Here is an 18,297-nt window from a genome sequence, read left to right as displayed (position 1 = left end):
CTTCCGACGTCGAGACGGAGGGTTCGGCCGCGGCTTCCTCTTCCGCTTCCGCTTCCGTCGATGACGACTTCACGTTGGCGCCCGCCACTGCTCCGCGGGACGACGACGCCTTCCGTCCGGACCCGGAGCACGCCTCCGCTGCGGGCTCCGACGAGGGCGAGAACGGCGATGTGGGCAGCCCCTCCACCGTGCGGTTCTCCACCTCCGCGCTGCGGCGCGAGATCGCCGAGAGGCGGAGTGAGGACTCCGCCACCGAGGTTGCTGATTCCGGTCCCGGTTCCGGTTCTGGTTCGGGCTCCGACTCCGGTTCCGACCGCGGTCCCGACTCCGGCGCTCCTTCCGATTCCGGTTCCGATTCCGGGTCTGGGTCTGGGTTTGCCTCCGGTTCCGGTCCGGACGGCGACTCCGGCTCCTCGGGTTCGGGCTCGGACGACCGTACCGACGACAACGTGCGCAGCGAGGGCACGCTGCGCTTCTCCACGGCCGCGCTGCGGCGGGAGATGGAGGAGTTGAGGCAGGCGAGCGCCGAGCCTCAGGACGCGGTCCCCGAGGACGCGGTGCCCGAGGACGCCGTGCCGCCGAGCGCGCCGTCGCCCGAGCAGCCCGCCACCACCTGGGCCCCGCCGCCCGTTCCGCAGTCGGGGCTGCCGCCCCTGCCGCCGGACTTCCAGCCCGCGGCGCCCGAGGACGCTCCGCCCGCTCCGGGTCCCGCTCCGGTTCCGGAACAGCGGACGGATGGGCCCGCCACCCCGGGTGCCGGGGTGCCGCTCCCGCCGCAGGACACCTCCTGGGCGCCTCCCCCGCCCCAGACGCAGGGGCAGCCCGGGCAGCCCGCCGCCGGACCGGGGCCGCAGGGCGGGTACGGCTATCCGCGTCCCGGTGAGGGCGCTCCCGGTGCGATCCCCGGCCAGCCCGGTCCGGCCCCGCTGCCGGATCAGGCCCAGGGGGCGCAGCCCCAGACAGGCAACGTGCCCGGCCCCCAGGGCGGTTACCAGCAGCCCGGACCGGGCGTGCCGGGTCCCGGACCGCAGGGTGCCCCCGCTCCGCAGGGGCCCCACTACGGCTATCCGCCCCCTGGGGCCCAGCCCGCGCCCGGTCCGGGCGGTCCAGGCGCTCCGGGTGCAGGACAGGGCCAGGGGCCTACGCCCGTCCCGGGCGGCTACGGCTTCCCGCAGCCGCCCGCTCCGGACCAGCAAGGCCAGGGCCAGGGCCCGTATCAGCAGCCCCCCGCACAGCAGCCCTACCCCACGCCCCAGCCGGGGCCGGGGCAGGCCGAACACCCCGGCCAGCCCGGACAGCCCGGCCAGCCGATGTACCCGGGCCAGCCCGGACAGCCTGCCCAGCCCGGTCAGCCCGGACCGTACGCGCCGAACGGTCCCGTCCAGGGCCAGCCGCCGCATGACCCCCAGGGGCCGCAGTTCCCCGGGCAGCAGGGGCAGCAGGGTCCGGGCGCGCAGGGTGGCTACGGCTTCCCTCGGCCCGGCGACGGCGTTCCCGGCCCCGGACCCGGGGGCGTTCCCGGCCCCGGACCCGGACCGCATGCACAGCCCCAGCCACAGCCGCATGACGGCTACGGCTATCCGCGTCCGGATGCCCAGGCCGCCCCGGCGAGCCCTGCGGCCCCGGCCGACCCCCGTACCGGCGGCTGGCCGACCGTGACGCCCGACCAGCGGCGCCAGGCCGGGGGCGCGGGGGCGCCGCTCGGGTACACCGCCGCGGTCGAGCTCTCCTCGGACCGGCTGATCAAGGGCAAGCAGAAGCCGAAGAAGAACACCCCCGGCCCGTCCCGCTTCAAGCTCGGCGGCAAGAAGGAGGAGGCCGAGCGGCAGCGAAAGCTGGAGCTGATCCGTACGCCGGTGCTCTCCTGCTACCGCATCGCGGTGATCAGCCTCAAGGGCGGTGTCGGCAAGACCACGACGACCACCGCACTCGGCTCGACCCTGGCCATCGAGCGCCAGGACAAGGTCATCGCGATCGACGCCAACCCGGACGCGGGCACCCTCGGCCGACGGGTCCGCCGGGAGACCGGTGCGACCATTCGCGACCTGGTCACCGCGATCCCGTACCTCAACAGCTACATGGACATCCGGCGGTTCACCTCACAGGCCCCTTCGGGGCTGGAGATCCTCGCCAACGACGTGGACCCGGCGGTCTCGACGACGTTCAACGACGACGACTACCGCCGCGTCATCGACGTCCTGGGCAAGCAGTACCCGATCATCCTCACCGACTCGGGCACGGGCCTGCTCTACAGCGCCATGCGCGGCGTCCTCGACCTCGCCGACCAGCTGATCATCATCTCCACACCCTCGGTGGACGGCGCGAGCAGCGCCAGCACCACCCTGGACTGGCTGTCCGCGCACGGCTACGCGGATCTGGTCTCGCGGAGCATCACGGTGATCTCCGGGGTCCGGGAGACCGGCAAGATGATCAAGGTCGAGGACATCGTGTCCCACTTCGAGACCCGCTGCCGCGGGGTGATCGTCGTGCCGTTCGACGAGCATCTGTCGGCGGGCGCCGAGGTGGACCTGGACATGATGCGGCCCAAGACCCGTGAGGCGTACTTCAACCTCTCGGCCATGGTCGCGGAGGACTTCACCCGCGCCCAGCAGGAGCAGGGTCTGTGGACGGGCGACGGAGCGGCCCAGCCGCCGCAGGTGGCCCCGCCGATGCCCGGACAGGCCCAGCAGCAGCCCTACCCGGGCGCCTACGCGCCTCAGCAGGGCCAGCAGCCGCAGTACCCCGGGTACCCGCAGCAAGGCGGTCAGCAGGGCTGGCAGCAGTCCTACGGGCAGGGGCAGCAGCCGCAGCCCGGGCAGCCGTGGCAGCAGGCCCAGCCGGGGCAGCCCGGCCAGCCCGGGCAACCGGGGCAGCCCTGGCAGCAGCAGCCCCCGCAGCAGTAGCGAGCGAAGAACGCGAATGCGCCCCGTGGGCCGGATCACCGGCCCACGGGGCGCATTCGCGTTTTCCCGTTCACCACGCGGCGCACCGCACCCAGCGCGCGCCCTCAGTGGCTCCCGTGCTCCTCCACAAGCTCCCGCGCCCGCTTCACATCGGCCGCCATGCGCTCCAGCAGCGCCTCGATCGAGTCGAACTTCTCCTGGCCCCGCAGATAGGCGAGGAAGTCGACCTCGACGTGGAGTCCGTACAGATCCAGTCCGACCCGGTCGATCGCATACGCCTCGACCGTCCGCTCGGTCCCGTCGAACTGCGGATTGGTGCCGACCGAGATCGCGGCGGGCATCGCCTCGCCCTGCGCCGTCAGCCAGCCGGCGTAGACGCCGTCGGCCGGGATCGCGGTGTGCGGCGGGGTCTCCAGGTTGGCCGTCGGGAAGCCCAGCTCACGGCCGCGCTGCGCACCGCGCACCACCACGCCCTCGACCCGGTGCGGACGCCCCAGGACCTCCATCGCGCCCGTGACATCGCCCTCCGCGACCAGGCGGCGCACCAGCGTGGAGGAGAACGGCTCGCCGCCGCCCGCCTCGCCGCGCTCGTACAAGTCGATGACCTCGACTTCGTAGTCGTAAGTGGTGCCGAGCTCGCGCAGGAAGGCCACGTTCCCGGCGGCCTTGTGGCCGAAGCGGAAGTTGGGGCCCTCCACCACGGCCCGGGCGTGCAACTTGTCCACCAGCACCTTCACCACGAAGTCGGCGGGGGTGAGCCGCGAGAACTCCGCCGTGAACGGCAGGATCAGCACCGCGTCCACGCCCAGCCCGGCCATCAGCTCCGCGCGCCGCTGGTGGGTCGCGAGCAGCGGTGGATGGCTTCCGGGCCGCACGACCTCGCTCGGATGCGGGTCGAAGGTGACCACGACCGCCGGTACGCCCAGCTCACGCGCCCGTGCCACGGCACGGCCGATGATCAGCTGGTGCCCTCGGTGCACCCCGTCGTAGGAACCGATGGTGACGACGCTGCGCCCCCAGTCCTCGGGGATGTCCTCCAAGCCACGCCAGCGCTGCACTTTGCCCGCTCCTCGCCCGAACCTTTGTCTGTCGACTTCGCAGGTCTAAGACTGCCATGTCCCGGGCGCCCGCCTCGCATCGGTGGCCGCCTCGAGCGCCCGGACCGGCAGGAAAGCCACGGTAGGCGGCCGGTCCCGGCGCGTGCAACGCGGCCCGAAGTCGGCAATGACACATCGGCACCGCTCGGGCCGTCCCGATACAGATCGACCGTCCCGGTACAGGGGGCTCCGACGGCGTCAACGCCGTCAATCGCGTCATACGAAGACGGCCAGGCTCTTCGCCTTGCCCTTCGACTCCTCCACCAGGGCCAGGAAGCGCCCCTCCGGCCCGAAGACCGCGACCGGCCCCGGACCGGGCGCCCCCGGCTCCCCCGACGGCATGTCGATCCGTACCCCGTTGCCCAGCAGCCGGGCCTGGCGCTCGTCCACGTCCCAGCGCGGGAACGCGGCGGCCGCCGCCTCCGCGATGGGCAGGATCTCCAGCGACTCCTCCAGCCGCTCCAGCGTCCTGGCGGCCTCCAGTCCGTACGGACCGACCCGGGTCCGGCGCAGGGCCGTGAGATGGCCGCCGACGCCGAGTCCCGCGCCCAGGTCGCGCGCCAGGGCCCGGATGTAGGTGCCGGAGGAGCACACCACCGTGACGTCCAGGTCGAGGACGGTGGTGCCGTCCTCCGCCTTGGCCTCGCGGCGGTCGTGGAGGACGAAGGAGGAGACGGTCACCGGACGTGCCGGAATCGCGAACTCCTCGCCCTCCCGCGCCCGTGCGTAGGAGCGCTTGCCGTCGATCTTGATGGCGCTGACCTTCGAGGGGACCTGCTGGATGTCCCCGGTCAGCTCCTCGATCCCGGCCTGGACGGCGCCCGGGTCGACCCCGGCGGCGCCCTCCGAGGCGGTGATCTCGCCCTCCGCGTCATCGGTGACCGTGGTCTGCCCGAGCCGGATGGTGGCCCGGTACTCCTTCTCGGTCAGCGCCAGATGGCCCAGCAGCCGGGTGGCCTTCTCCACGCCGACCACGAGCACGCCCGTGGCCATCGGGTCCAGCGTCCCGGCGTGGCCGACCCGCCTGGTGCCGGCGAAGCGGCGCAACTTGGCGACGACATCGTGCGAGGTGAAACCGGCCGGTTTGTCGACGATCACCAGGCCGTCCGGTGCCCCGGAACCGGCCCTGCTCCTACGCGTCATGCGTCCGCTGAACCCTTGCCCTCGGTGCCGGGCTCCTCGTCGTCCTCCTGGCCGGGCTTGCGGTACGGGTCGGCCTCGCCCGCATAGGCGGCGCCCGAGGACGCCTCGCGCACCTGGGCGTCCGCCTCCCTGGCCTTGGCGAGGAGATCGTCGATGGTGCGGGCGTTCTCCGGCAGCGCGTCCGGGACGAACGTCAGGGTCGGGGTGAAGCGCACCCCCGTCTGACGCCCGACCTCCGACCGCAGCACGCCCTTGGCGCTCTCCAGGGCCGCGGCGGAGGCCGCCCGCTCCTCGTCGTCGCCGAAGACCGTGTAGAAGACGGTCGCCTCCCGCAGATCACCGGTGATCCGGGTGTCGGTGATGGTCACATAGCCGAGCCGCGGGTCCTTGATCCGCCGCTGAAGGGTCTCCGCGACCACGACCCGGATGCGGTCCGCCAGCTTGCGTGCCCGCGCGGTGTCGCTCATGCGTCTTCTTCTCTCTTCTTCGCGTCAGTCATCGATGGCCGGGGGCGCGGTCTGCGACCACCGGTCCGGCCCTCATTCATCATCGCCACCGTGGAACCGCCGTCGCACGGCCAGCAGCTCCACCTCCGGCCGCGCCGCCACCAGCCGCTCGCAGCGGTCGAGTACCTCGGTGAGGTGGCCCGCGTCCCCGGAGACCATCGCCAGGCCGATCTGGACCCTGCGGTAGAGGTCCTGGTCGCCGACCTCCGCCACGCTCACCGCGAATTTGCGGTGCAGCTCGGCGACGATCGGGCGGACGACGGAGCGCTTCTCCTTCAACGACCGTACGTCGCCGAGAAGCAGGTCAAAGGACAACGTCCCTACATACATGCGGTCCGGGTCAAGCCACCCGTGGGGCCTTTGTGATTGCGGGCTTCTGGCACCGTACACGCAAGGGCCGGGGCCGATCGACGGAAATTCCTCCGCCGATCGGCCCCGGCTGGACAGCCGTGCGTCAGCCGCGCGGCTTCTCGCGCATCTCGTACGTCGCGATGACGTCGTCGACCTTGATGTCGTTGTAGCTGCCGAGGTTGATACCGCCCTCGAAGCCTTCCCGAATCTCGGTGACGTCGTCCTTGAACCGGCGCAGACCCTCGATGTTGAGGTTCTCCGCGATGACCTTGCCGTCGCGGACGAGGCGGGCCTTGGTGTTCCGCTTGACCTCGCCGGAGCGGATGAGCACACCCGCGATGTTGCCCAGCTTGGACGAGCGGAAGACCTCGCGGATCTCCGCCGTACCCAGCTCGACCTCTTCGTACTCCGGCTTGAGCATGCCCTTCAGGGCCGCCTCGATCTCCTCGATCACCTGGTAGATGACCGAGTAGTAGCGGACGTCCACGCCCTCGCGCTCGGCCATCTGCGTGGCACGCCCGTCGGCGCGCACGTTGAAGCCGATGACGATGGCGTCCGAGCCCGTCGCCAGGTCGATGTCGGTCTCGGTGACCGCACCCACACCGCGGTGCAGCACCCGCAGGTCCACCTCTTCGCCGACGTCGAGCTGGAGCAGCGAGGACTCGAGAGCCTCCACCGAACCGGACGCGTCGCCCTTGATGATGAGGTTGAGCTGCTGGACCTGACCGGCCTTGAGCACCTTGTCCAGGTCCTCCAGGGAGACCCGGCGGGTGCGCTTGGCGAACGCCGCGTTCCGCTCGCGGGCGGCGCGCTTCTCGGCGATCTGGCGGGCGGTGCGGTCCTCGTCCACGACGAGGAAGTTGTCACCCGCGCCGGGCACGTTGGTCAGACCGAGCACCAGGACCGGGGTCGCCGGGCCGGCCTCCGCCACGTTGTTCCCGTTGTCGTCGAGCATCGCCCGGACGCGGCCGTACGCGTCGCCGACGACCATCGTGTCGCCGACCCGCAGGGTGCCGCGCTGGACCAGCACGGTGGCCACGGCGCCGCGGCCGCGGTCGAGGTGGGCCTCGATCGCGATGCCCTGTGCGTCCTGCTCCGAGTTGGCCCGCAGGTCGAGCGAGGCGTCGGCGGTGAGGACGACGGCCTCCAGCAGGCTGTCGATGTGCAGACCCTGCTTGGCGGAGATGTCGACGAACATGGTGTCGCCGCCGTACTCCTCGGCCACCAGGCCGTACTCGGTCAGCTGACCGCGCACCTTGGTCGGGTCCGCGCCCTCGACGTCGATCTTGTTGACCGCGACCACGATCGGCACATCGGCCGCCTTGGCGTGGTTCAGCGCCTCGATCGTCTGGGGCATCACACCGTCGTTGGCCGCCACCACGAGGATCGCGATGTCGGTCGACTTGGCACCACGGGCACGCATGGCGGTGAACGCCTCGTGACCCGGGGTGTCGATGAAGGTGATCCTGCGCTCTTCGTCGTTGACCTCGGTCGAGACCTGGTAGGCACCGATGTGCTGGGTGATGCCGCCGGCCTCGCCCGCGACCACGTTGGTCTTGCGGATCGCGTCCAGCAGTCGGGTCTTACCGTGGTCGACGTGACCCATGACGGTCACCACCGGCGGACGCGCGGAGAGCATCTCCTCGCCGCCCTCGTCCTCGCCGAACTCGATGTCGAAGGACTCGAGAAGCTCGCGGTCCTCCTCCTCCGGGCTGACGATCTCGACGTTGTAGTTCATCTCGTCGGCGAGAAGCTGAAGCGTCTCGTCGGAGACGGACTGCGTCGCGGTGACCATCTCGCCGAGGTTGAGCATGACGGCGACCAGCGACGCCGGGTTGGCGTTGATCTTCTCCGCGAAGTCGGTGAGCGAGGCACCCCGCGACAGCCGGACCGTCTGGCCGTTGCCGCGCGGCAGCATCACACCGCCGACCGACGGGGCCTGCATGGCCTCGTACTCCTGGCGCCTCTGCCGCTTCGACTTACGGCCACGACGCGCCGGACCGCCGGGACGGCCGAAGGCGCCCTGCGTGCCACCGCGGCCACCGGGACCGCCGGGACGGCCGCCGAAGCCGGGACGGCCACCGCCGCCGCCGAAGCCGCCACCGCCGCCGGGACCCCCCGGACGACCGGCGAAACCGCCGCCACCGGGACGACCGCCGCCGCCACCGCCGGGACGGCCGGCGAAGCCGCCGCCGCCACCGGGACGACCGCCGCCGCCCGGACGACCGCCGCCGCCGGGACCGCGACCGCCACCGCCGCCACCGGGACCCGGACGCGGGCCCGCGGCCGGACGCTGGGGCATCATGCCCGGGTTCGGACGTGCGCCGCCGGGACCCGGACGCGGGCCGCCGCCCTGGGCGCCCTGCGGACGGGGCATCTGGCCCGGAGTGGGCCGGGGACCGCCGGGACCGCCCTGGCCACGGCCCGGACCGCCCTGGCCGCCGCCCTGCGGACGGGGACCGCCGCCGGGCTGGCCGCCGGGACGCGGGGCGCCGCCGGGACGGGGCGCCTGCGGGCGCGCCATACCGGTGGAGCCGCCGGAGGTGAAGGGGTTGTTACCGGGACGGGGACCGGCCGGACGGGGACCACCCGGACGCGGACGCTCCTGGCCCGGACGCGGGCCGCCACGGCCGCCCTGGCCGCCGTCGCGCTGACCACCCTCGCGCTGGCCGCCCTGGCCCTGGCCCTGGCCCGGTGCACCCGGACGGGCGCCGGGGCGCGGACCGGGAGTGGCACCCGGCTTGGCGGGCGCGCCCGGCTTGGCCGCGGCGGGCTTGGGCGCGGGGGTGGGCGGCGCGGTGAACTCGGGCTGCGCCGGAGCCGCCGGCGCGGGACCCGGCTTGGGGCCGGGGGTCGGACGGGCAGCCGGCGTGGGACGCGGGCCCGGAGCGGGCGCCGCGGAGGGGGTGCCGCGCTGGCCCTCGGGGGCACCGGCCGGCTTGGGGCCGGGCGCCGGGGGCTTGGGGGCGGCCGGACGGGCCGCCGCCGGACCCGGCGTCGGCGGCTTGGGCGTCGCCTTGCGCGGCGCCGAGGGCTTACCGGCGGCGCGGCCGGAGCCGTTGCCACCCTGGAAAGCGTCAGTCAACTTGCGCACAACCGGCGCCTCGATCGTCGAGGACGCCGAACGTACAAATTCACCGAGTTCCTGGAGCTTGGCCATGACGACCTTGCTCTCAACTCCGAACTCCTTGGCGAGTTCGTATACCCGGACCTTAGCCACTTCGCTCCTTTTAGGTCCGGGTTGTCGCCGGACCGTCGCTACTTCATGGGCGTACTCATCGCGTACTCATCGAGTGCTCATCGCAATCTCGACCTACTTCCGACTCGCGAGGTACCTGACCGCACGGTGTCCCGTGCCGTTCTTTCAACTACTCAGGGTGTCGCCTGTTCACCCTGCTCGACAAACCGGCGGAGCGCCGTGGTGTCGAGCGCTCCCGGCCCCCTGAAGGCCCGGGAAAAGGCCCGGCGGCGAACCGCCAGGTCAAGGCAGACCCGTGTGGGGTGAACATAAGCACCCCGACCGGGGAGCGTACCGCGCCGGTCGGGGACACAAACACCCTCGATCAACACGATGCGCAGCAGATCGTTCTTGGCCGCCCGATCCCGGCATCCCACACAGGTTCTCTCAGGGCAGGCACCAGCTCGCGTGCGGCCAGACACTGCTTAAGTCTACCTCCCCGTAGCGACCTCACCCCCTGGGGGGAGTGATCGAACCGTCACTCGATTTGGCCCGGATCCCGGGGGATCCGGCCTGAATCAGCCTTGATCGCCCGACTGCTCGGTGTCCGGCCTGATGTCGATCCGCCAGCCGGTCAGCCGCGCCGCCAGCCGGGCGTTCTGCCCCTCCTTGCCGATGGCGAGCGACAGCTGGTAGTCCGGCACGGTGACCCGGGCCGAGCGGGCCGCCAGGTCGACCACCTCGACCTTGCTCACCCGCGCGGGTGACAGCGCGTTCGCCACGAGCTCAGCGGGGTCGTCCGACCAGTCGACGATGTCGATCTTCTCGCCGTGCAGCTCGGCCATCACGCTGCGCACCCGCCCGCCCATCGGGCCGATGCACGCGCCCTTGGCGTTCAGCCCCGCCCGGGTGGACCGGACCGCGATCTTGGTGCGGTGGCCCGCCTCGCGGGCGATCGCCGCGATCTCCACCGAGCCGTCCGCGATCTCCGGCACCTCGAGCGCGAAGAGCTTCTTGACCAGATTGGGATGCGTACGCGAAAGGGTCACCGACGGTCCGCGCACGCCCTTGACGACTCGTACGACGTACGTACGCAGCCGGGTGCCGTGGGCGTAGTCCTCGCCCGGGACCTGCTCCTGCACCGGCAGGATCGCCTCGAGACGGCCGATGTCCACCAGCACGTTCTTGGGGTCCTTGCCCTGCTGGACGACGCCCGCGACGACATCGCCCTCCCGCCCCGCGTACTCGCCGAAGGTGATCTCCTCCTCGGCGTCCCGCAGCCGCTGGAGGATGACCTGCTTCGCGGTCATCGCGGCGATCCGGCCGAAGCCGGAGGGAGTGTCGTCGAACTCCTGGGGCTCCTGCCCCTCCGTCAGGTCCTCGTCGTCCTCGCGGGCCCAGACGGTCACATGGCCGGTGTCGCGGTTGAGCTCCACGCGGGCCCGGCGGCGGCTTCCCTCGGTGCGGTGATAGGCGATGAGGAGGGCCGATTCGATCGCCTCGACCAGCAGGTCGAAGGAGATCTCCTTCTCTCGCACCAGACCCCGCAGGGCACTCATGTCGATGTCCACGGCTACGCCTCCTCCTTGCTCTCGTCGTCCTCGCCCGCGGTCTTGTCCGCGGGCTTGCGGTTGAACTCGATCTCCACCCGGGCCTTGGAGATCTCCTCGAAGGCCAGCCGCCTGGCGGTGGGCTTGCGCCCCTTCACACCGGGAACTTCCAGATCGAGGCCCTCGTCGTCCACCGAGACGATCCGGGCCACCAGCTCGTCGCCTCCGGCCAGGCGCGCTCTCATGAGGCGGCCGGTGGCGCGGCGGTAGTGGCGCGGCTCGGTCAGGGGGCGCTCGGCGCCGGGAGAGGTGACCTCGAGGACGTACGCGGTCTGGCCCATGGCCTCCGTGTCGTCGAGGGTCTTGGAGATGTCCCGGCTCAGCTCCGCACACGTGTCCAGCTGGACGCCGTCGTCGGAGTCCACGACCACTCTCAGCACACGCCGCCGCCCGGCCGGTGTCACCTCGACCTCTTCCAGATCCAGGTCCCGCGCGCTGACGAGCGGTTCCAGCAGTCCGCGCAGCCTCTCGCTCTGGGTGGTGCTCATCCGGGTGACTCCTCGGCCGCGTGTGCTGTTGTGGGAAGGTCGCGTGTCAGGTCAAAGCCTATCTGTTCCGGCGGCGGGCTGACGATTCGGTGGCCGCTGCCGGGCAGACGGCCTCGGCGCGGGTACGCTCGCCTGCTGTGATCACTACCGGCGGCCAGGAGCGGCCGCAGCCCGGAAAGAGGAACGTGTCGATCACCACTCCCCCACCCCGTGCCACAGCCGCGCCCGACGCGGTGTCCGCCGTCTCCGCCGCCTCTGCCGCGTCCGCCGTGTCGTCAGCGTCCTCCACGCCGGTGACCCGGCGGCGGAGTCTGCTGCTGGGCGGCGGGGCGCTGGGGGCCGTCGCGCTGCTGAGCGGCTGCTCCGACGGCTCCGAGTCCCGGCGCGAGGCGGACGGCGGGGCGGACGTCGCACTGCTGCGGGCGCGGGGCGCGCGGGACTCCACGGCACTCCTCGCGCGCTACGACGCGACCGTGGACGCGCACCCCGCCCTCGCGGAACGGCTGGCCCCGCTGCGGGAGGAGACGGCCCGGCATGTCGCGGTCTTCACCGCCGAGGGCCGGTCCCCGTCCCCCTCCGCGACCGTGTCGCGCTCGCCCTCGGCGGGCGGGCGGCGGATGCCGGAGGTCCCCGAGGACGCGAAGCAGGCCCTCTCCGCCCTGGTCCAGGCCGAGCGCCGGACCGCCGACACCCGCACCGCCGCGCTCGCCACCGCGCCGCCCGAGCTGGCCCGGCTGCTGGCCTCCGTCGCGGCCTGCGGCGCCGCCCACGTGTATCTCCTCACGCAGCGCGACACGGACTCGTGATCAGGCTCGGGACCACCGGGAAGGGGTACTGACATGGCCGCTCGAGCAGACCGCTCGGCCGTCGGCGAACGCGCCGCGGCGCTCAGGGCCGCGCAGGCGGCGCTCGCCGCCGAGCACGCCGCAGTGTACGGCTACGGCGTCGTCGGTGGGCGGATCGGCGACGACCGGCTCGCGGAGGCGCGCGAGGGCTACGCCGCGCACCGCGCGCGCCGGGACGACCTCGCCCGCACCGTGCGCGACCTCGGCGGCCGCCCCACCAGCGCGGCGCCCGCCTACGCCCTGCCCTTCGCGGTGCCGGACGCGCCCGCCGCGGGGCGGCTCGCGGCCGAGCTGGAGAACCGGGTCGCCGCCGTCTACGCCGACCTCGTACGGGCCTCGACCGGATCCCTGCGCCGCCAGGCGGCGGGCGCGCTGCGGGAGGCGGCGGTCCGGGCGGTGCGCTGGCGCGGCGGCGGCGTAGCCTTCCCTGGGCTCACCGAACACGCCACACCGGCCACGCCGTCGGCGTCGCCGAGCGGTGGGTCGGACGGGGTGTGACGACATTGATGGTGGAGGGGACAGGTCAGGCATGGCATCGGCACCACGGCCCGACGGCCGCGATACGGACCGCGTCCCCGTGCCGAAGCGGCTTCTGGACGCGCTGAGCGACGACCCCGCGAGCGCCGTGCGGAGCTGGCTGGACGCCCTCCCCGGAACGGCCGGGCGGCAGCTGGCGGCCTGGGAGCTGACCCTGGAGCGGGTCGCGACACCCGGGGGGCGGCACGGGCTCGTCGCGCTCGTACGGCAGGCGGACGGCACCCCGGCGGCGCTGAAGTTCCCGGTCCCCGGCCCGGACGCGGACCGTGAGCGGGCCGCCCTCGCGCACTGGAACGGCTGGGGCGCGGCCCGGCTGCTGCGCGCCGACCCGGACACCGGCGCGCTGCTGCTCGAGCGGCTGCACGGCGCGGTGTCGCTGCGTTCGCTGCCCGAGCCGAAGGCGCTGCTGGAGGCGGCGGGCACGGTGCGGCGGCTGTGGGTGCCGCCGCCCGAGGGGCATCCGTTCGCGTCGGTCTCCGGACGTACCGAGGAGGAGCGGGAGATCCTGCGGGTGCTCGGCACCGGGGGCTGGGCGGCGGAGGCCCGTCCGCTCACCGACGAGGCGCTGGAGCTGCGGGCCGCGCTGCCCGCCGAGCCGCCCGAGGAGGTGCTGCTGCACGGCGCCTTCCGGCAGGGGAAGGTGCTGGCCGGGGAGCGCGCGCCCTGGCTCGCGGTGGGTCCGGCGCCGGTCGTGGGCGAGCGCGCGTACGACCTGGCACGGCTGGTGCTCGACCGCTGCGAGGACCTGGCCGCAGGGCCAGGCCCCGCCGCGGCCGCGCGCCGCCGGGTCGCCAAGCTGGCGGACTCCCTGGACGTCGACCGCGACCGGCTGCGCGGCTGGTCCCTCTACCGCGCCGTCGAGACGGGCCTGCGCCACGCGGCGGCGGGCGACCACCGGCGCGCTGAGCTCCTGCTGGAGTTCGCGGGCTGGCTCTGACCGGGCCGCTCGGCCCGGCCGGGGGTGCCCCCTCCCCCGCCTCCGGCGCGCTTGAGCGGCGGGGGGCGCGGGCTTCGCCGCCCGGCGCCGCCGTGGTCGTCAGTCGGTGGTGGTGGTGGCCGTGAGGCGGGCGATGGCCTCGTCGACGGGGAGGTCCTCGCGCTCGCCCGTGCGGCGGTCCTTCAGCTCGACGACGCCGTCCTTGGCGCCGCGGCCCACGACCAGGATGGCCGGGACCCCGATCAGCTCGGAGTCGGTGAACTTCACGCCCGGGGAGACACCGGCGCGGTCGTCGACCATCACGCGCAGGCCCGCCGTGCCCAGCTTCTCCGCGAGGTCCAGGGCCATCTCCGTCTGGAGGGCCTTGCCCGCCGCGACGATGTGGACGTCGGCCGGGGCGACCTCGCGGGGCCAGCAGAGTCCGGACTCGTCGTGGGTCTGCTCGGCGAGGGCGGCGACGGCGCGGGAGACGCCGATGCCGTACGAGCCCATCGTGACCCGGGCCGGCTTGCCGTTCTGGCCGAGCACATCGAGCTGGAAGGCGTCGGCGTACTTGCGGCCGAGCTGGAAGATGTGGCCGATCTCGATCGCCCGGTCCAGCTCGATGCCCGCGCCGCAGCGGGGGCAGGGGTCGCCCGGCTCGACCACGACGACGTCCAGGTACTCGTCGACCTCGAAGTCACGGCCGCAGACCACGTTGCGCGCGTGGGTGTCGGGCTTGTTGGCGCCGGTCACCCAGGCGGTGCCGGGGGCGACACGCGGGTCGGCGATGTAGCGGAAGGACTTGCCCGCCAGGCCCTGCGGGCCGACGTAGCCGCGCACCAGCTCGGGGCGGCCCTCGAAGTCCTCGGCCGTGACGAGCTCGACGACGGCCGGGGCCAGGTGCTCGCCCAGCTTGCCCAGGTCCACCTCGCGGTCACCGGGGACGCCCACCGCGGTGATCTCGCCGTCGACCTTGACCAGGAGGTTCTTCAGGGTGGCGGAGGCCGGGACGCCGAGGTACTCGGCGAGGGACTCGATGGTCGGGGTGTCCGGGGTGTCCAGCTCCTCGAGGGGGCCGTGCCCGGCGCCCTCGACCGGCGGCACAGTCACCGTGACCGCCTCGGTGTTCGCGGCGTAGTCGCAGTTCGGGCAGTCGACGAAGGTGTCCTCGCCGGCCGCCGCCGGGGCCAGGAACTCCTCGGACGCCGAGCCGCCCATCGCGCCGGAGACCGCGGAGACGATGCGGTAGTCCAGGCCGAGGCGCTGGAAGATCCGCTGATACGCCTGGCGGTGCAGCCGGTAGGACTCGGCGAGCCCCTCGTCGGTGGTGTCGAAGGAGTACGAGTCCTTCATCAGGAACTCGCGCCCGCGCAGCACACCGGAGCGGGGGCGGGCCTCGTCCCGGTACTTGGTCTGGATCTGGTAGAGCATGACCGGCAGGTCCTTGTAGGACGTGCACTGGTCCTTGACCGTCAGGGTGAAGATCTCCTCGTGGGTCGGGCCGAGGAGGTAGTCCGCGCCCTTACGGTCCTTGATCCGGAAGAGCAGATCGCCGTACTCGTCCCAGCGGCCGCTCGTCTCGTACGGCTCGCGCGGCAGCAGCGCGGGCAGAAGGACCTCCTGGGCGCCGATGGCGTCCATCTCCTCGCGGACGATCCGCGAGACGTTCTCCAGGACCTTCTTGCCGATCGGCAGCCAGGTCCAGACGCCCGCGGCGGCGCGGCGGACGTACCCGGCGCGGACGAGCAGCTTGTGGCTGGCGGTCTCGGCGTCCGCCGGGTCTTCGCGCAGCGTCTTCAGCATCATCGTGGACATGCGCTGGACGTTGACGGCGTGGGCCATGGGGTCTCTCCTGCGTGCGATGGGATGCTCAGGAGGTTAGCCGCACGGGCTGGTTTCCCGGAAATGCGCGAGCTCCGCGACGGCGGCGCCTAGCGACGGCGCAGCGGTAGGGGGGCTCCCATCACGGCGTACGGGCTCGGGGCGCTCGGGAAGAGCACGGGGCGGGCGAGGTCGCGGTAGCCCAGTGAGCGGTAGAGCGCGCGGGCCGGGCTCTCGGTGTCGATCGCGGACAGGATCGAGCGCGGCTCGTCGGCGCCGTCCGTGATGGTCGTGATCAGCCGCCGGCCGATGCCGCGGCCCTGGTACTCGGGGTGGACGTGCAGCTCGGTGATGACGAACGAGTCGTCCAGCCAGTCCTCGTACCCGGCCGCGCGCAGATACGGCTGGACGACCGTGGACCACCAGTGGGTGCGGTTGTTGGGCATGCCGTAGACGAAGCCGACGAGCCGTCCGGAGGGCGTCGTCGCGCCGAGCGCGCGGGCGCCGGGGCTCTTGAGGTGGCGCAGCACGATGTGGCGTCGTACGCCGACCTCCTCGGCCGTCAGCCCGAAGGCGACGGCCTGGACGTCGAGCGCCTCGTCCACGCGCGCGGCGAGGTCGAGCGACCCGACGACGACGTCTTCGGGTTCCGGGGTACGCCCCCCGGGGAGATGCAGCATGGGCGGCACCCTACTGGCCCGTCGATCAGAACAGCACACTCATGAACGCGCCGACTTCCCGGAAGCCGACCCTGCGGTACGCGGCGCGGGCCGCGGTGTTGAAGTCGTTGACGTACAGGCTCACCACCGGGGCGACCTCGCTCAGCGCATGGCGCAGCACGGCCGCCATCCCGGTCTCGGACAGGCCGCGGCCGCGGTACTCGGGGGCCACCCATACGCCCTGGATCTGGCAGGCGTGCGGGGTGGCCGCGCCGATCTCGGCCTTGAACACCACCCGGCCGTTCTCGACCCGGGCGAAGGAGCGCCCGGCGGTGACGAGCTCGGCGACCCGCGCCTGGTAGAGCAGCCCGCCGTCCCCCGCGAGCGGCGAGACGCCGACCTCCTCGGTGAACATCGCCACGCACGCCGGCATGATCACGTCCATCTCGTCCTTGCGGACGCGGCGCACCAGCGGATCGGGCGGGACGTCGGCGGGCATCGAGCTGGTGACCATCAGCGGCTGCCAGGCGCGGACCTCACGGGCCGGCCCCCAGCTGGGCTCCAGCAGGGACCACAGCCCGGCGGTGGTCTCCGCGGGGCCGACGATCGAGGAGCAACGGCGGCCCGCCCGGCGGGCGCGCTCGGCGAAGCCGCGTACGGCCTCGGGGGTGGCGCAGATGGGCACGAGGTTGGCCCCGGCGTAGCAGAGCGACTCCAGCCGCCCGCCGGAGTACCAGCCCCACATCTCGCCGCCGAGCCGCCACGGGTCCAGGCCGGCGACCTGGACGCGGGCGGCCACGAAGGCGTTCGAGACGGGGTCGCGGTCGAGCACCGCAAGGGCCGCGTCGAGCTCATGGGGCTCGAGGACCCTGGTGGTGGACGTGGTCAGCACGTATCGGTCTGCCTCACGTGGTGCGGGCCCGCGGGCCGGGGACGTCGATCCTCAGACTCTACCGCGCAGGCCAAGAGGGCCCTTTTTCGAGGGCTCGGTTCGCCTCCGGGGCGCAAAAGTCGCTGTCGACGGTCGACCGTGCTCGGTCGCTCGTACCTCGCTCCCTGCGCGCGCTCTCCCTTACGACAGCGACGCGCCCCTTCGGCTCACTCGCCGGAAGACCCAAGTGCCCGGGAGCCCTACGGCACCCGCAGCTTTCAGCCGCCGCTGACCGAAACCGAGGGTTCGCCGGAGGCGATGCCGTCCTTCTCCATCTGCTCGGCGATCTTCATGGCCTCGTCGATCAGGGTCTCCACGATCTTCGACTCCGGCACGGTCTTGATGACCTCGCCCTTGACGAAGATCTGCCCCTTGCCGTTGCCGGAGGCGACGCCCAGGTCCGCTTCCCGCGCCTCGCCGGGGCCGTTGACGACACAGCCCATGACCGCGACCCGCAGCGGGACCTCCATGCCGTCCAGACCGGCCGTCACCTCATCCGCGAGCTTGTAGACATCCACCTGCGCCCGACCGCAGGACGGACACGAGACGATCTCCAGCCGCCGCTGCCGCAGATTCAGCGACTCCAGGATCTGGATGCCGACCTTGACCTCCTCCGCCGGAGGCGCCGACAGCGACACCCGGATCGTGTCCCCGATCCCCTCGCTCAGCAGCGCACCGAACGCCACCGCCGACTTGATCGTCCCCTGGAACGCCGGACCCGCCTCCGTCACACCCAAGTGCAGCGGATAGTCACACTGAGCCGCCAGCTGACGGTAGGCATTGACCATCACCACCGGATCGTTGTGCTTCACCGAGATCTTGATGTCCCGGAACCCGTGCTCCTCGAACAGCGAGCACTCCCACAACGCCGACTCCACCAACGCCTCCGGCGTGGCCTTGCCGTACTTCTCCAGCAACCGCTTGTCCAGCGACCCCGCGTTCACCCCGATACGAATCGGCACACCCGCGTCCGACGCCGCCTTCGCGATCTCCTTGACCTTGTCGTCGAACTGCCGGATGTTCCCCGGATTCACCCGCACCGCCGCACACCCGGCATCAATCGCCGCGAACACATACTTCGGCTGGAAGTGAATATCGGCGATCACCGGAATCTGCGACTTCTTCGCGATCACCGGCAACGCGTCCGCGTCATCCTGCGACGGACACGCCACCCGCACGATCTGGCACCCCGACGCCGTCAACTCCGCGATCTGCTGCAACGTCGCACCGATGTCCGCCGTCACCGTCGTCGTCATCGACTGCACCGAGATCGGCGCGTCCCCGCCCACGGCCACCGACCCGACCTGGA

General features: G+C 72.6%; 16 protein-coding genes. 4 read left to right on the top strand and 12 right to left on the bottom strand.

Annotation, left to right across the window (positions count from 1 at the left end; translation table 11 throughout):
• The first annotated feature begins 74 nt into the window (after window positions 1-74).
• Window positions 75-2,903, top strand: coding sequence for a nucleotide-binding protein (locus ACT2CW_RS47965; protein ID WP_445521171.1), 2,829 nt, complete (start codon window positions 75-77; stop codon window positions 2,901-2,903).
• 104 nt (window positions 2,904-3,007) lie between these two features.
• Here ACT2CW_RS47965 and ACT2CW_RS47960 read toward each other — a convergent pair whose 3' ends face one another.
• The 8 genes from ACT2CW_RS47960 to rimP form a co-directional block, all read right to left on the bottom strand.
• Window positions 3,008-3,961, bottom strand: coding sequence for a bifunctional riboflavin kinase/FAD synthetase (locus ACT2CW_RS47960; RefSeq protein WP_164433792.1), 954 nt, complete (start codon window positions 3,959-3,961; stop codon window positions 3,008-3,010).
• A 255-nt stretch (window positions 3,962-4,216) separates the two neighbouring features.
• On the bottom strand, window positions 4,217-5,143 hold the full coding sequence (gene truB, locus ACT2CW_RS47955) for a tRNA pseudouridine(55) synthase TruB (protein WP_445521147.1): 927 nt from the start codon (window positions 5,141-5,143) through the stop codon (window positions 4,217-4,219).
• Window positions 5,140-5,610, bottom strand: coding sequence for a 30S ribosome-binding factor RbfA (gene rbfA, locus ACT2CW_RS47950; RefSeq protein ID WP_138917260.1), 471 nt, complete (start codon window positions 5,608-5,610; stop codon window positions 5,140-5,142). The genes truB and rbfA overlap by 4 nt, the downstream gene beginning before the upstream one ends.
• A gap of 72 nt (window positions 5,611-5,682) precedes the next feature.
• Entirely contained in the window at window positions 5,683-5,979 is a 297-nt protein-coding gene (locus tag ACT2CW_RS47945; RefSeq protein WP_182467392.1) for a DUF503 domain-containing protein, read from the bottom strand.
• A 124-nt stretch (window positions 5,980-6,103) separates the two neighbouring features.
• On the bottom strand, window positions 6,104-9,220 hold the full coding sequence (gene infB, locus ACT2CW_RS47940; protein WP_445521146.1) for a translation initiation factor IF-2: 3,117 nt from the start codon (window positions 9,218-9,220) through the stop codon (window positions 6,104-6,106).
• 152 nt (window positions 9,221-9,372) lie between these two features.
• A complete protein-coding gene (locus ACT2CW_RS47935; RefSeq protein WP_078559543.1) occupies window positions 9,373-9,660 on the bottom strand; it encodes a YlxR family protein in 288 nt (95 codons plus the stop codon).
• A gap of 96 nt (window positions 9,661-9,756) precedes the next feature.
• Window positions 9,757-10,749, bottom strand: coding sequence for a transcription termination factor NusA (gene nusA, locus ACT2CW_RS47930; protein WP_182467388.1), 993 nt, complete (start codon window positions 10,747-10,749; stop codon window positions 9,757-9,759).
• A gap of 2 nt (window positions 10,750-10,751) precedes the next feature.
• Window positions 10,752-11,276, bottom strand: coding sequence for a ribosome maturation factor RimP (gene rimP, locus ACT2CW_RS47925; protein WP_445521145.1), 525 nt, complete (start codon window positions 11,274-11,276; stop codon window positions 10,752-10,754).
• A gap of 137 nt (window positions 11,277-11,413) precedes the next feature.
• Between rimP and ACT2CW_RS47920 the strand changes: the two genes are divergently transcribed.
• Genes ACT2CW_RS47920 through ACT2CW_RS47910 form a run of 3 tightly spaced genes read left to right on the top strand, consistent with a single transcriptional unit; the run spans window position 11,414 to window position 13,595 of the window.
• On the top strand, window positions 11,414-12,082 hold the full coding sequence (locus ACT2CW_RS47920; RefSeq protein WP_445521144.1) for a hypothetical protein: 669 nt from the start codon (window positions 11,414-11,416) through the stop codon (window positions 12,080-12,082).
• Window positions 12,083-12,115: 33 nt separating this feature from the next.
• Entirely contained in the window at window positions 12,116-12,619 is a 504-nt protein-coding gene (locus ACT2CW_RS47915; protein WP_445521143.1) for a ferritin-like domain-containing protein, read from the top strand.
• A gap of 31 nt (window positions 12,620-12,650) precedes the next feature.
• Window positions 12,651-13,595, top strand: coding sequence for an aminoglycoside phosphotransferase family protein (locus ACT2CW_RS47910; protein ID WP_432048770.1), 945 nt, complete (start codon window positions 12,651-12,653; stop codon window positions 13,593-13,595).
• A gap of 99 nt (window positions 13,596-13,694) precedes the next feature.
• Here ACT2CW_RS47910 and ACT2CW_RS47905 read toward each other — a convergent pair whose 3' ends face one another.
• The 4 genes from ACT2CW_RS47905 to ispG all read right to left on the bottom strand — a co-directional run.
• Window positions 13,695-15,419: a proline--tRNA ligase gene (locus ACT2CW_RS47905; protein WP_182467385.1), complete on the bottom strand. Its 1,725-nt coding sequence runs from the start codon at window positions 15,417-15,419 to the stop codon at window positions 13,695-13,697.
• Between the two features lie 89 nt (window positions 15,420-15,508).
• Complete coding sequence (locus tag ACT2CW_RS47900; RefSeq protein ID WP_182467383.1) at window positions 15,509-16,078, bottom strand: GNAT family N-acetyltransferase; 570 nt, start codon at window positions 16,076-16,078, stop codon at window positions 15,509-15,511.
• 25 nt (window positions 16,079-16,103) lie between these two features.
• Window positions 16,104-16,949, bottom strand: coding sequence for a GNAT family N-acetyltransferase (locus ACT2CW_RS47895; RefSeq protein WP_182467381.1), 846 nt, complete (start codon window positions 16,947-16,949; stop codon window positions 16,104-16,106).
• A gap of 257 nt (window positions 16,950-17,206) precedes the next feature.
• Window positions 17,207-18,297: flavodoxin-dependent (E)-4-hydroxy-3-methylbut-2-enyl-diphosphate synthase (gene ispG, locus ACT2CW_RS47890; RefSeq protein ID WP_445521142.1), on the bottom strand; the 1,091-nt coding region annotated here is incomplete at its 5' end.

Source organism: Streptomyces sp. NEAU-174 (assembly GCF_052665095.1).
Note: the sequence above shows the minus strand (reverse complement) of the source record. Positions and strands in the feature narration are given on the sequence as shown.